The organism is Halomonas cerina (genome assembly GCF_014192215.1).
In the GTDB taxonomy this organism is placed as follows: domain Bacteria; phylum Pseudomonadota; class Gammaproteobacteria; order Pseudomonadales; family Halomonadaceae; genus Halomonas; species Halomonas cerina.
On record NZ_JACHXP010000002.1, the window covers coordinates 39,101 to 53,571 of the forward strand.

A 14,471-nucleotide genomic window follows, 5' to 3' on the forward strand; every position below is an offset into this window, starting at 1 on the left:
ACGGCCATGCGCGGTGCGGTGGTGGTGAAGATCTCGCCGGCCTGCCGGGGGTTGGTGTGGTGGGCGTAGACCTGGGGCAGGGCGGTGGTGTTGGAGGTGGCTGGACTTTTCCCGCCACCTATTACGGTATTGCCCCCAACTCCCCATGACCTCTGGCTTGTTTCGGCGATTTCCTACAAGCCCTTGTGGCTCCCTATGTCAGACTGGCTCGATACATAGATAGCAGGCTATTGTTCGGGGGAAAGTATGTCTGAGGGGTCCATCGCTCTGCTGGTGTTGGCGGGGCTGATTCTGTCCGGGTGGATGACGGCAGTGGTATTCATGCGGAAGGCCAGGCGCCACCAGCAGGAAGTGGAGCGGATCCGCAGGTCGGTGGAGCACCTATGGCAGTATGAATCCGTCCATGACGCATCGGAGCACGCCAAGGCCCTGGTTCATCGGGCTGAGGAAGCAGCGGTTCAGGCCTCACGTGACTCAGAGCGTACCCTCGCGCTGGCCAAACAGGCTGCCGATGACATGGTGGCTGAGGCGGAAAAGGAGAAGCAGCGGATCCGCAGCGAGGGGCGTGCCCAGGGCAGGGAAGCTCGGGAGAAGGCTGAGGCGGTGATCGCCCGCGCGGATGAGCAGGCACGCCAAATCATCGATGATGCCCACCGGCAGGCGGAGGAGACTGCCGGCAATGCCCTCAAGGCCGTAGAGGATGCCAAGCTCTACGAGCAGACCGCCAAGGCCATGCAGAACATCATCGAGGGCTACCACGACGACTACATCGTACCGAACGCCAGCCTGCTCGATGACCTGGCGGAGGACTTCTCCCACAAGGATGCCGGCGAGAAGCTCAAGCAGGCACGCAAGCACAGCCGCGACATGGCCAAGAATGGTCGGGCCGGCGACTGTGACTATGTCGAGAGGGTGCGGCGCGAACACGCCATTCATTTCGCCGTCGATGCCTTCAACGGCAAGGTCGACTCCATGCTCTCCAAGGTCAAGCACGACAACTACGGCAAGCTGCGCCAGGCGATCCACGATGCCTTCGCCGTGGTGAACCATAACGGCAAGCCATTCAAGAACGCCCGCATCACGGATCTCTACCTGCAGGCCCGGCTGGACGAGCTGAAGTGGGCCGTGGCGGCCATGGAGTTGCGCAAGCAGGAGCAGGACGAGCAGCGAGAGATCCGCGAGCAGATGCGAGAGGAGGAGAAGGCGCGCCGCGAGATGGAGCGGGCCATCAAGCAGGCGGAGAAGGAGGAGAGGATGCTTGCCCAGGCCATGGAGCAGGCCCGCAAGCAGCTCGACACCGCCAACGAGGAGGAGCGTGCCCAGTACCAGGCTCGGTTCGCCGAGCTTGAGCGGCAACTGGACGAAGCGGAGTCGCGTGGCGAGCGAGCGCTATCCATGGCACAGCAGACCAAGCGCGGGCATGTCTACATCATCTCCAACGTCGGGTCGTTCGGTGAGAATGTCTTCAAGATTGGCATGACCCGCCGTCTTGAGCCGCTGGATCGCGTCAAAGAGCTGGGGGATGCCAGCGTGCCCTTCGCGTTCGACGTCCATGCGATGATCTACTCGGAGGACGCGCCGGCTCTCGAGCGTGAGCTGCATCGCCAGTTTGCCGAGCACCAGGTGAACCGCATCAATCCCCGGAAAGAGTTTTTCAAGGTGCCTCTGGCCGAAGTCCGTGAAGCGGTCCAGGAGGAATATCTCGAGGTCCACTGGACCATGGCGGCCGAGGCATGGGAGTACCGCGAATCCAAGTCGATAGCCGAACGTAAACTACAGGCTGTGTCCTGATCGGTGCCACGTGTCGAGGTGATCTGATCGAGAGCCCGCGGAGCGAGGCCGAGCGGCAGGGCATGCGGCGACTCATGGCCACGGTGGACAGGCTGAATCGGGAGCTGGGGAGGGGCACCGTGCGCTTTGGTCTACCGTGCAAGGGCAACGCCTGGGCGCTACGCTGTGAGAGAAGGACACCACCATACACGACGTGATGGGATGAGCCGGTCAGGGGGATTTCGTGAGGGACGATGACGGCAACCTGGCCAGTGAAGAAGCCCATGTGACATCCAGCCAAAGGAGTGCAAGGGGGCGATCAATGAATGCATCAGGCACGCTCATCGGTGTTATATAGCAGGCAAGATGATCGGGTAGGTTTGCTCGGATCAAACAGGAGTCCAGTTCTTCGGATTCAACTCTATGGCAAACCCAGAGCATCTAGCCATTCTTGCGCAGGGAGTCGAGGCCTGGAATGAGTGGCGAAAAGCCAATCCTGGCATCAAGCCTGACCTAAGCGGTGCGGAACTCTGTGGAATTGATTTCACCAGCGATTCGCATGCACAAATAGGCCGAGACTTTGAAGTGGACTTTCACTCGGCGAGCCTTCGCAAGACAGACTTTACCGGGGCAACCCTCTTAGGTTCGGATCTCAGTGAGGCGGATCTCAGTGGGGCGATTCTTATGCAGGCGAACGTAAGCTTTGCGAACGTCAGGAAGTCGTGCCTTATCGGGGCTAACCTTTATAAAGCAGATCTCCATTGTTCAAATCTCACATTGGCGAATCTCAGCCGGGCCCATCTCTATGGCTCATATCTAGAGCATGCAGACTTCAGGGGGGCAAATCTCAGGGAGGCAGACCTAAGAGCGGCGATCCTGATTGAAACGTCGTTTACAGATAATGCGAACCTGAAAGGTTGCTGGGTCCACGGAATTTCGGTATGGCAAATAGAGGTAGACGAGACAACAGCACAGTCTGATTTGATTATTACTAACATACACGAACCCAAGGTCACGGTGGATGATCTGGAGGTCGCCCAGTTCATCTACCTGCTGCTCAACCGAAAAAAGGTCAGAAACGTCCTCGATACTGTAACCTCCAAGGCCGTCTTGCTTCTGGGGCGATTTACTCCTGAGCGCAAAGCTATCCTCGATGCTCTAGCCGACGAGCTGCGTAAGCACAACCTACTGCCGATCATCTTCGATTTCGAGCGTTCCACGAACCGGGACTTCACCGAAACGATTAAGATACTGGCCGGCGCCGGGGCAGGCTACCCACACAAATCACGAAGGTGCCTGGACTTAGGCAGAGACTGCCTCATTCAAGGGTCAGTGCTGAAGCAAGGAAACGGCGAACTGGACGAAAGGCGGATTGCGGTCAACACTGAAAACGTTATGAGAGGCGGTGATCCCCATGAAACGTATAGCGATCTGCTTCGACGGCACCTGGAACCGCCCGGAAGAAACCATCGGTGAGGATTTTCCCACCAACGTGCTGCAGTTCGCCCGCGGCATCCGCCCAATCGACGGTCAAGGCGTCGAGCAGGTTGTATTCTACGATTGGGGTATTGGCTCTTACCACGACATGGTGCGTGCTGGCGCTACCGGCCATGGCTTAGAGAAGAACGTGATGGACGGCTATCGTTTTCTCGTCCACAACTACGAAGCTGGTGACGAGATTTTCCTCTTCGGCTTCAGCCGTGGCGCCTACACCGTCCGCAGCCTCTGCGGCATGATCAACAACTGTAGCATCCTGCGAAAAGAACACGCCAACCAGGTCGAAAATGGCTTCAGGCTTTACAAAACGAAAAAACACAAAGCCAACGGTGAGCATTCCATGGCCTGGAAGCGTCAGTACGCCGTGGCTGAACGCGTGCCCATCCGGTTCGTCGGCGTCTGGGACACTGTCGGCGCTCTTGGTCTGCCGTTCACCTTCTTTGGCTTGGTCAAGGACCGCGACCTGTTCTACGATCGAAAGATCGGCAGCAACATACAGGTTGCCCGTCACGCCCTCTCCTTGGATGAACAGCGCGAGGACTTTGAGCCTACCCTTTGGGAGCCTCGCCGGGATGTGGATCTCGAACAGGTCTGGTTCGCCGGCGTTCACTCCGACGTGGGCGGCGGCTACAAACCGGACAAGGAGGGTTACACCCTCGCGGATATTCCCCTGCGATGGCTAGCCAAAGAAGCGGATAAGCAGGGCCTGGTCTTCAACGATATCATCAGGAACAAACAGACCAGTCCGGCGACCCGGCAGCACAATGAATACAAGGGAAAGTACAAACTGCTTGGCAAACGCATCCGTAAAATTCCCGAGCCTGAGTCACACCGGACCTGGGTCCACGAGAGCGTTATCGCAAGGTACGAAACCGGTTACCGTAGTGAGCCGATTGAGCGTTTCGTGAAGGATCAAGGGAAATGGCCACCCACCTGGCGTGATGATTGAGTGAGATGCGCCCAACCCCCGTCCCGGCCGGCGCGGCCCGGCCGGCACTTCGCTGGTTCCGCGCTTGTCGCGACTTGGGCCATGTCGCCCGCTTGCGGCCTGGCCCGCGCCTGCTCCCCATGCCCCCGGCCAGCCTCGCGCCACGGCGCTGCGTCGATGTGCGGGGCGCGCTGCGCGCCACACTCGCCGCGCGACAGTGCTGTCCGCCGCCGCTCCCCAACCCGCCCCCGGCTTCGCCGGCGGCTGCTGAGGTGCCCACCACCACCGCGGCTGGTGTATCCTGACGCCATCGCTTCCGCCACGCCAAGTCGCCCATAACCCAGAACGCCTACCGCCACTACCCCAGCTTCACCCGCCGCTACGTGCGCTCGGTCATGAAGATGATGGGGCTGCCCAAGAAGCCCAAGGTCGAGGCCGAGGTGTTCGATCAGATGATGCACGACGAGCGTCAGAGCGATCAGCAACAGGGCATTGCGTGACCACCTGATGATCTTGATCGACCGACGCAGCCATGCCGGTCTCGCGGTATCGTCTTCTGTCACTTGACGAGCAGTGCCGTCGTTTGCTGCCGGCACCAATCGCCCGGCCGCGAGACTGGCCTTGAGCCATGTGGCGAGTCTGGCGCCGCTGTCGACGAGGGAGGACAGGTGACTGAGGGTGGCGGCCACGGCCGTTAGCAACAAGGCCGAATAGAAGAGGGCGCTGATGCCGAGCAGAGTGGCGTTGTTTGGCTCCCAGCCGCTGTCACCGAAGCCCAGGATCCCAAGGCGGATCGTCATAAAAACCGCGCCACTCGCCAGCCAGAAGTCCTTGAGGCTGGATAGCATGCCAAAGGCTAGCAGCACGCTGCCGAACAGGGCCAGCCAGCCGCGCGAGGCTGCCGCCTCCAGGTAGATGCCGGCGCGGTGCAATAGGCTGCGGACAAGCATCCCAACCAGGATGAGCGTGGCCACGCCGGCGGCGAGGACCGCCAGGTCGGTCGCTGCCGTTAATCTTAATTCCAGTAGTGGCGGCAGCCCGACCACCCCAAACAGGGCTAGCGTGATCCAGCGCCAGGGGGTCCATCGGGTGGGCTGGCCCGCCGCCCGGTCGCCCAGGTGCACCCCTAGCGCGGCGAAGGCGAAGGCCACCAGGGGTGTGCCGAGATTTGCGCCGTCGAGGCGAAGCAGCGGCCCCAGGACCTCGACCGCGGTGGCGATCAGTGTCACGGCGGCGACCCCGCGGAAGCGGTACCGCACCCCGGCGAACAGTGCGGCGATGGGCAACGCATGGTAGCTCCCTACCGGCGCCAGTTGCAGCACGAGGCGTCGATACTGGCCGGAGGCGTCGAGTGCGATAGCCACGAACAGATATCCGCCCCACAACAACAGCAGGCCCGTCAGGGTCGTCAGCGGCCAGCGCTGATAGCCACCGGTCGACTCCCGACCGTCGAACAGGTCGTGAACGTAGCCCCCGAGAGTGAAGCTGGCCAGACCGGTCAGGAAGTCCGCCGGCGTGTCGAGTGTGTAGCCAATGCGTCGAAGCTCGATGGTGAAATCCCAGGCGATACCGGCGATGGTTGCCACAACCAGCGCACCGATCACCAGCGGCTTATAGGCCCGGGCCCAGCCGGCGAGGAACAGCAGGAAATACAGCAGGGGCAGCAGCGATACTCTGACGTATGTCTCGACCTCGTTGTCAAGCCGTTCCCGCGCCACGACGACGTAGAGTGGCAGCAGCACGAAGGCGGCGACGAGGCCGACAGTGGGACGCCTGAGTGCGGTCAGTAACGGGACCGGCCAGCGGGACGCCAGCAGCGCGGCGAGGGAAAGAGAGAGCAGATAGATCCCCGACTCGGCGGGAAAGCCACCCACAGGTGTCAGGACCCCGAAGGGCAGCAGCAGGCCGCCGACCGCGACCATGCCGACACCGCGCCAGCCGAAGCGGTCGCCGGCCAGGGCGGCCAGCGGCACGCAGGCGAGGGCGGCCTCGACGCTCAGGAACCCGGCGCGCAGGCTGAAGGACAAGGCGAGGAACGCCGGCAGCAGCAGATAGGGGCTGGACATGGTGGCTCCCTGGTGCCATTGCGACACTCGCCATACGGTGATCCGGCCGCGATCCTTCGTTCAGTCTAGTCTGACGGTTATCTGAAGGCTGCCTGGGCGCATGGAGGGGAGGCGGCTCCGCCTGCCCAAGGTACCTTGCTCGTGGAACGGTGGGGAGCGGCACGGTCCAGTGATCCCAATCGATGGTACCTGAAGTGGACCCCGAAATTCGGACCAGGCGCTAAGCTCTGATCAGACCGACCAGGAGAGCTTGATCATGAGCAGGAAACGCAGGCAATACAGCGCCGACTTCAAGGCCAAGGTGGCACTCGCCGCCCTGAACCCATCTATTTCATCACGGCGGCCGTCGGGCGGGTTGCCGGCCTTCTCGGCGCTACTCAGCCGATAAGCGCCGACATCAGCCACTGAGTCGTGCGGCACTTATATCTTGAAATTTAATCTGAACGAGGTCTCCATCTAACCGGACTGACGGCTTAAACTGTCGCAATGGACTACCCTCGCCCCTGGCAAGCACTCCCCAAGATTGGTCGGCGAGTTTCAGGCCTGGTTTCGGACCGACGCCGACTGCCTGGAATGGCTGCGATGGCCGGCAGGTTTCGTGGGCCCAGCCTGCGGCAAGCATAAGGGCTGGCGACTGGCTGCTGGGCACCCACCAAGGCTCGGTCGATGATGCGCATCTGCTCAGCTATCTGAATGAGTTCGTGTTCCGCTTCCACCGACGCCACTCGAAGAGTCGTGGGATGGTGTTTTACCGGGTGCTCGAACTCGCGGTCGGCCACGCCCCGGTGCGCTACGGAGACATCATTTCTGGCCGACGGCCCCGGGCAGTGCCGCCTACGCCGCCGCTCACGCGCGGAAAGCCACCGAGCCTCGAGTGCCCTTCAGCCAACCGCCCATGGCGAAGTTGAGTTCGGTTAGATGGATACCCCATAGCCGGGCTAAACGTTCCATCATCGTGTGATGCTCAATCCGTGTTGCTTGAGCTTCCTCACGACGCTGGGCTGGCTGATGCCGAGCCGTTCGGCGATGGCATAGGTCGAGGAGAGCGTCATGCAGAGCTCTGCCAGGATGCCGTGCTCAGTGTGGTATAGGGCGTCCTTCAGGCCATCCCCCTCGCGCAAGGGAGATGACATAGCCGGTGCCGCGTGATCTTCAACGGGCTTGGCATCCTGCGGCTTTCCTGCAACGAGTCCGGGCGAGGCTGATTCCTTGGCATCGATGACATCATCGCTGGCCAGCCAGGCCCGCTCCAGCCAGTTCTCGAGTTCCCGCACGTTGCCGGGCCAGTCTTGGCTCATTAACGACTGCCAGCTGCTCCGAGCGAGAAGCTTCTCCTTGCCATAGCGGCGATTGAGCCGCTGCAGTTGGCGCTCCACCAGGCCGGGAATATCCTCGCGGCGCTCTCGCAGTGGCGGCAGGGTGATGGGAATCACGTTAATCCGGTAGTAGAGGTCGAGCCGGAAGGCACCCTCCTCAACGCGACGACTGAGGTCCTGATTGGTGGCGACTACCAGGCGGAAATCGACGCGGCGGGACTGGTTGTCACCCAGGCGAGAGATGCGTCCATCCTGAATGGCCTTCAACAGCTTCGTTTGAACTCCCAGGGGCAGCTCGCCGATCTCGTCGAGAAAGAGCGTGCCGCCCGCGGCCTGCTCGATGAGCCCGACGCGTCCACCAGGCGCGGCACCGCTGAAGGCCCCGGATCGATAGCCGAACATCTCTGCTTCGAACAGGCTTTCGGGTATGGCGGCGCAGTTGACGTCGACGAAGGGGCCATCGCGGCGCGAGCTCCAGCGGTGCAGCTGGCGGGCAAAGGCCGTCTTGCCGACGCCGGACTCGCCAAGCATCATCACGGTCGCGTCCGTGGGGGCCACCCGGCGTAGCAGAAGTGCCACCTCCCGCATTAGCGAGCTTTTCACCTCCAGCTCGTCGAGCTCTTCCTCCAGTGTTTTTTCTTCACTCTCCAGTGATTGGCTGCGCTTCAGGTGATCGCTGAAGCGCTTTTGGAGCAGGGCGTATTCCTGCTGCAGCAGCTGAAGGTCGGTCAGGTCCATGGAGCGGCTGACCACGGCCACCAGCTTCCCATCGTCGAAGACCGGATGGGCCTGGGCGATCACCCGGCGTCCGGTACCGGTGCGCTGAGCGAGTTGAGCGGGCAGGCCGGTGCGCATCACTTCCATGCTGATGGACGGGTTCAGCACCCCGTCGGCTTCGAGGCGCTGCACGGTGCTGGCTCGGAGCTCCTCGCAGGAGAGGCCGTAGACCGCGGCGGCACTGGGGCTCACATAGCGAACCTTCCCGTCGGCATCGACCACGAAGAAGTGGTCATGGGCGGTATCGACGATGGTCCTGAGGATGAGGCTATCGATGGTGTTCATGTGACCGGTCTTCGATTCATAAATGCATCAATGATTCATTATTGCATCATTGTCGTCCCGGTAGTGATCCACTTTTGAATCAATAACCCTCGCTAGGCCCTGAAACCGGGTTGGCATGGCTCCTGCAAGTGCTTTGACAGAACAGCAGGCAAAGCGCCTGGTGCGTTCATCACTGACCAGGAAACCAGAGGACGTTCACATGAGAGAGTTCAACCAGCCCTTGGGTGGCAACGACATGCCGCGATTCGGTGGGCCTGCTACCATGATGCGGCTGCCGACTCAGGAGAGCGCCGAGGGCCTGGATGTCGCCTTCATCGGCATTCCCATGGATATCGGTACCTCCAACCGTCCGGGGACCCGCCTGGGCCCTCGCCAGATTCGTGATGAGTCGCGGATGCTGCGTCCCTACAACATGGCGACTCGGGCGGCACCCTTCGATAGCCTTCAGGTGGCGGACATCGGCGATGTGCCGATCAACACCTTCAACCTGCCCAAGAATCTGGACATCATCTCCGGTTTCTATGACCGGGTGCTGGCCCACGACTGTGACCCTCTCACGCTGGGCGGCGATCACACCCTGACCTGGCCGGTGCTGCGCGCCATTGCCAAGAAGCACGGCCCGGTCGGCCTGATCCATGTCGATGCCCATGCCGACATCAACGAGCAGATGTTCGGCGAGGAAGTGGCCCATGGCTGCCCGTTCCGCCGTGCCCAGGAGGAGGGCCTGCTGGATAGCCAGCGTGTGATCCAGATTGGCCTGCGAGGTACCGGCTATGCCGCGGAAGACTTCGACTGGTGCCGTGAGCAGGGCTTTCGTGTCGTGCAGGCAGAGGAGTGCTGGTACAGGTCGCTCGCGCCGCTGATGGCCGAAGTGCGAGAGCAGATGGGCGACGGGCCGGTCTACATTTCCTTCGATATCGATGCCCTCGATCCCTCCGTCGCACCGGGTACCGGCACCGTCGAGATGGGCGGCCTGACCGCTCAGCAGGGGCTGGAGATCGTGCGTGGCGCGGCGGGGCTCAACGTGGTGGGTGGCGACCTGGTCGAGGTGGCACCGCCCTATGATCCGAGCGGCAACACCGCCCTGATGGGCGCCACCCTGCTCTACGAGATGCTCTGCGTGCTGCCGGGCGTCAAGCGCCGCGATTGAGACGCCCGGTCCCGACCGATACGACAACGACAACGTAGCGAGAGATTTCCCATGTCATCCTCCCTGGATTCCGCCGACAACATCGCACAAGAGGGCGGCCCGCTGTCGCAGAGTGGCCTGATCAAGTTCATCGTGCCATCGCTGATCGGCGTGCTGCTGTTCCTGGTGCCCTTCTCGGTGGGCGATACCATCAACATCGGCATGGGCCTGGCCGCCGATGGCCTCAAGGCCCTGCTGGGCGATGCCCTGCCCGCCATCGCCACGGGGGTGCTCTGCCTGTCGGTGGCGCTGACCCTGCTGGTCAAGTTCGCCCATCCCGACTGGGCGCGCCAGGGCATGCTCGCGGAGCTGTTCGACGTGGCACCGCTGTGGGTGGTCATGCGGGCCCTCGGGGCGCTCTTCGCCCTGATGACCTACTTCCAGGTCGGCCCCGACTTCGTCACCGCCTCCTTCACCGGCGGCGTGATGCTCAACGACCTGGCGCCGGTGCTGCTGACCTTCTTCTTCTTCGCCGCCATCCTGCTGCCGTTCCTGGTCGACTTCGGCTTCATGGAGTTCATCGGTAGCCTCTTGCGTACCCCCTTCCGCCTGATCTTCGGCCTGCCGGGCCGCAGCGCCATCGATGCCACGGCCTCCTGGATGGGGTCGGGCACCGTGGGCGTACTGATCACCACCCAGCAGTACGAGAAGGGCTTCTACAACTGCCGCGAGGCGGCGGCCATCGCCACCAACTTCTCCATCGTCTCCATCGCCTTCGCGATCCTGGTGACCAGCTTCATCGGCATCAACCACCTCTTCGTGCCCTTCTACCTGACGGTGGTGGTGGCCGGCCTGGTGGCCGCGGTGGTCGTACCGCGCCTGCCGCCGCTGTCGCGCAAGCCGAACACCTACTACGAGCCGGTGGGTTGCCGTATCCAGGAGGAGCGTACCGGCGATCAGAGCCTGCTGCGCTACAGCCTCGGCATGGCCGTGGCCCGGGCGGAGAAGGCCCCCGGCCCGCGGCAGTTGGTGCGCATCGCCCTATTCAACGTCGCCGATATCTTCTTCGGCCTGCTGCCGCTGGTCATCGCCATCGGCACTGTGGCGCTGATCCTGGTCGAGTTCACGCCGCTGTTCACCTGGCTGTCGATGCCCATGGTGCCGGTACTGGAGTGGATGGGCCTGCCCGAAGCCGAGGCCGCCGCCCCCGCCACCCTGGTGGGCTTCGCCGACATGTTCCTGCCGGCGGTATTGGGCAGCAACATCGAGAGCGAGCTGACGCGCTTCGTGATCGCCTGCCTGTCGCTGACCCAGCTGGTCTATATGTCGGAGATCGGCGCTCTTTTGCTGAAGTCCAAGATCCCGCTGAAGCTGTGGGAGCTGGTGGCGATCTTCCTGATTCGCACCGCCATCACCCTGCCGATCATCGTCGTCATGGCTCACTGGCTGGTGGGATGAGGGGCTTCCAGATGACCTGTGCAGAACTGCTGATTCGTCTGCTGCGCGACACCTATGGCGTGGATACCGTCTTCGGTATCCCCGGTGTCCATACCGTCGAGCTCTATCGCGGGCTGGATGGCGGCGCAGAAGCCAGCGGCATCCGTCACATCACCCCGCGCCACGAGCAGGGCGCCGGCTTCATGGCCGACGGCTATGCCCGGGCCACCGGCCAGCCGGGGGTGTGCTTCATCATCACCGGCCCCGGCATGACCAACATCGCCACGGCCATGGGTCAGGCGCTGGCCGACTCCGTCCCGATGCTGGTGATCTCCAGCGTCAGCCGCCGCGATACGCTGGGGCGCGGTCAGGGGCGCCTGCACGAGCTACCCAGTCAGCAGCAGATGGTGGCGGGCCTGTCCCGCTTCAGTCATACCCTGCTCGACCCCGACGGGTTGCCCGAGGCCCTGGCCAGGGCGTTTGCGGTGTTCGAGGGGGGACGGCCGGGGCCAGTGCATATCGAGATCCCCATCGACCTGTTCGATGCGCCGGTGGACGAGCCAGCACGCTGGCGACGCCCGTCACTGGCCAGTGCGGCGCCGGATCCCGATGCCCTGAAAAGGGCCGGTGACTGGCTGGCAGTGGCGAGGCGCCCGCTGGTGCTCTTGGGTGGCGGCTGTGTCCAGGAGCCGGAGGCGGCAAGGGCGCTGGTCGAGGTCCTGGACGCCCCGACGGTCACCACGATCAATGCCAAGGGGCTGCTCGGCATCGACCATCCCCTGGATCTGGGTGCCAATGCTTCCCTGCCGGCGGTGCGCGAGCTGGCCCGCGACGCCGACGTGGTGCTCGCGATCGGCACCGAACTGGGCGAGACCGATTACGATGTCGTCTTCGATGACGGGTTCTCCCTTTCCGGGCGGTTGATCCGCGTGGATATCGACCCCGAGCAGTTGGCCAGGAACCAGTCGGCCGACTTGGCCATGGTGGCGGATGCCGGGGCCACCCTTAAGGCCTTGGCCAGGCGTTTCGGCGAGACGCCCTGCCAGAGAGATGGCGTGGAACGGGCTCGGGCGGTTCGGGAGATGCTGGGGTTGGTGCAGGACCCAGCCTTCACGCCCTATGTGCCACTGTTCGACACCCTGCGTGACACCCTGCCGGAAGCCATTTTGGTCGGCGACTCCTGTGCCACCACCTACGCCGCCAACCACCTCGTCTCGCAGCCGGCGCCGCGGCGCTTCTTCAACGCCTCGACCGGCTACGGCACCCTGGGCTATGGCCTGCCCGCCGCCATGGGTGCCAGTCTCGGGCAGCCCGAGTTGCCGGTGGTGGCGCTGGTGGGTGACGGCGGCATCATGTTCACCCTGACCGAGCTCGCCTGTGCGGTGGAAGAGGGGCTGCCGGTGGTGGTGGTGCTGTGGCACAACCAGGGCTATGAAGAGATACGCCGCTACATGGACAGCGCGGATGTCCCGCGATTGGGGGTGGATATCCAGGCGCCGGATTTCCAGATGCTGGCCGCCGGATTCGGCTGCGCCGCTCGTCGCGTTGGCGATCCAGAGGCCCTGGCTGCGGCGATCCGCGGTCGACCCCCGCAAGGGCCGCTGCTGATCGAGATCGATGCGGGCGCCTGGAATGCGTCGGTGCAGGAATAGCGTCCCACCGACCTGGAACCCCACTGCGAGAGAGTCCCCCGTGCAACAGCTGACACGACAGTTTATCGACAATCACTGGGTCGAGAGTGCCGGCCAGCGCCGTCTGCCCGTCACAGACCCTTACCGCCAGGAGAAAATCGCCGAGGTCACCGCCGGTGATCCCGCCGATGTGGACGCCGCAGTGGCCGCTGCCCGCCGCGCCTTGCCGGCTTGGCAAGCACTGGGCGGTGAGCGGCGAGGCGCCTATCTGTCGGCCTTCGCCTACACCTTGGCGGCGCGTCGGGATGAACTGATGCGCCGTTCTTCCCGCAACAACGGCAAGGCGCTGGCCGAGGCCGCGATCGACCTGGACGATGCCATCGCCTGTTACCGCTACTATGCCGGTCAGGCTGCCGAACTGAAGGCACGGCAAGGGCGCATCGTCGAGCATGGTCTTGACGGCATCCGGGCGCAGACCTACGAAGACCCCATTGGCGTGGTGGGGCTGATCACCCCCTGGAACTTTCCGCTGGTGACCAGCGCCTGGAAGATCGCCCCGGCCCTGGCGGCGGGCTGCACGATCGTCTTCAAGCCCTCCGAGGTCACACCGCTGCCCGAGCAGGCGCTGGCCGAGATCGCCGAGGCCGTTGACCTGCCCGCCGGTGTTCTCAACCTGGTGCACGGCGATGGCGAAGGCATCGGGGCGCCTTTGACCACCCACCCCGGTGTCGACAAGTTCTCCTTCACCGGCAGCAATGCGGTGGGGGAGAAGGTGATGCGTGCGGCGGCCAAGGGCGTTCGCAACGTCTCGTTGGAGCTGGGGGGGAAGTCCCCCATCCTGGTGCTGGATGATGCCGAGATCGAGCAGGCCGCCGACTGGGTGGTGGCGGGTATCTACTTCAATTCCGGTCAGATCTGCTCCGCTACCTCGCGGCTGATCGTCCATGACGCCCTCACCGAGCCACTCTATGTGGCGCTGGGTAAGCGCATCGACGCCATTCGTCTGGGGGATCCCCTGGCCGACGATACCGACATGGGCCCCATGTCCAGCGCCCGCCAGCGGGAAGCCGTCGAGCGCTACCTGGCGATGGCGCGAGAGGAGGGACTGGTGGCGGTGCGTGATGGTCGGCATCGTCAGCTGCCGGCGCGTGGCGAGTTCGTCGCGCCGACGCTCTATCGTGATGTTCCGGTCGAGAGCCGCCTGTGGCAGGAGGAGATCTTCGGGCCGGTGCTCTGCGGTCGCAGCGTCGCCAGCGATGAAGAGGCCATCGAACTGGCCAACGCCAGCCCCTTCGGCCTGGCCGCCACGGTGATCGCCGGTGATGTCGAGCGAGCCAGGCAGGTTGGCCAGCGGCTGCGGGCGGGTAGCATCTGGTATAACAGCGAGCAGGTGGTGCTGCCAGAAACCAGCTGGGGCGGTTTTGGGATCAGCGGCATCGGACGCGAGCTGGGCTCCTGGGGGCTGGCGGAGTACCTCCAGGTCAAGCACCTGATCGGGCCCGAGGCAGGCAGGTCCGCCTGACCATGCCCTTCTGCTGACCACCGAGGGGCGCGCAGCGGCGCCCCCGGCGCCCCCACTGTCAAGGTAGTTGGAAGACGCGGTCATGCCCGACTACGAACAACGTAAGCAGTAGT

General features: G+C 63.5%; 10 protein-coding genes and 1 pseudogene. 9 read left to right on the forward strand and 2 right to left on the reverse strand.

Going from position 1 to position 14,471, the window contains the following annotated elements; all coding sequences use genetic code 11:
* The first annotated feature begins 246 nt into the window (after window positions 1–246).
* From FHR94_RS02220 to FHR94_RS02235, 4 genes are all read left to right on the forward strand, one after another.
* Complete coding sequence (locus FHR94_RS02220; RefSeq protein WP_183323991.1) at window positions 247–1,791, forward strand: SNIPE associated domain-containing protein; 1,545 nt, start codon at window positions 247–249, stop codon at window positions 1,789–1,791.
* A gap of 74 nt (window positions 1,792–1,865) precedes the next feature.
* Complete coding sequence (locus FHR94_RS20030) at window positions 1,866–1,988, forward strand: DUF4113 domain-containing protein (RefSeq protein ID WP_425485347.1); 123 nt, start codon at window positions 1,866–1,868, stop codon at window positions 1,986–1,988.
* A gap of 205 nt (window positions 1,989–2,193) precedes the next feature.
* Window positions 2,194–3,246 (forward strand): pentapeptide repeat-containing protein, encoded by a 1,053-nt coding sequence (locus FHR94_RS02230; protein ID WP_183323993.1) that lies wholly within the window; start codon window positions 2,194–2,196, stop codon window positions 3,244–3,246.
* Entirely contained in the window at window positions 3,185–4,216 is a 1,032-nt protein-coding gene (locus FHR94_RS02235; protein ID WP_183323994.1) for a DUF2235 domain-containing protein, read from the forward strand. Before FHR94_RS02230 ends, FHR94_RS02235 begins: the two co-directional genes overlap by 62 nt.
* Here the strand turns inward: FHR94_RS02235 and FHR94_RS02240 are convergent.
* A complete protein-coding gene (locus FHR94_RS02240) occupies window positions 4,180–6,261 on the reverse strand; it encodes a hypothetical protein (protein ID WP_183323995.1) in 2,082 nt (693 codons plus the stop codon). The two genes, FHR94_RS02235 and FHR94_RS02240, sit on opposite strands and share 37 nt — an antisense overlap.
* Before the next feature lie 635 nt (window positions 6,262–6,896).
* Here FHR94_RS02240 and FHR94_RS20035 point away from each other — a divergent pair.
* Window positions 6,897–7,070 (forward strand): annotated as a pseudogene (locus FHR94_RS20035) (IS1595 family transposase); the annotation flags it as partial.
* A gap of 141 nt (window positions 7,071–7,211) precedes the next feature.
* Here FHR94_RS20035 and FHR94_RS02245 read toward each other — a convergent pair.
* Window positions 7,212–8,639, reverse strand: a complete 1,428-nt coding sequence (locus FHR94_RS02245; protein WP_183323996.1) for a sigma-54 interaction domain-containing protein — start codon at window positions 8,637–8,639, stop codon at window positions 7,212–7,214.
* 199 nt (window positions 8,640–8,838) lie between these two features.
* Between FHR94_RS02245 and speB the strand changes: the two genes are divergently transcribed.
* From speB to FHR94_RS02265, 4 genes are read left to right on the forward strand one after another with little or no spacing between them, the layout of a single operon-like run.
* Window positions 8,839–9,789 carry an agmatinase gene (gene speB, locus FHR94_RS02250; protein WP_183323997.1) on the forward strand — a complete coding sequence of 317 codons (951 nt, stop codon included), beginning with the start codon at window positions 8,839–8,841 and terminating at the stop codon, window positions 9,787–9,789.
* Between the two features lie 51 nt (window positions 9,790–9,840).
* Window positions 9,841–11,226 (forward strand): YjiH family protein, encoded by a 1,386-nt coding sequence (locus FHR94_RS02255; RefSeq protein ID WP_183323998.1) that lies wholly within the window; start codon window positions 9,841–9,843, stop codon window positions 11,224–11,226.
* Window positions 11,227–11,237: 11 nt separating this feature from the next.
* Window positions 11,238–12,857, forward strand: coding sequence for a 5-guanidino-2-oxopentanoate decarboxylase (locus tag FHR94_RS02260; protein ID WP_183323999.1), 1,620 nt, complete (start codon window positions 11,238–11,240; stop codon window positions 12,855–12,857).
* A 40-nt stretch (window positions 12,858–12,897) separates the two neighbouring features.
* On the forward strand, window positions 12,898–14,358 hold the full coding sequence (locus FHR94_RS02265; RefSeq protein WP_183324000.1) for an aldehyde dehydrogenase family protein: 1,461 nt from the start codon (window positions 12,898–12,900) through the stop codon (window positions 14,356–14,358).
* The last annotated feature ends 113 nt before the right edge of the window (window positions 14,359–14,471 follow it).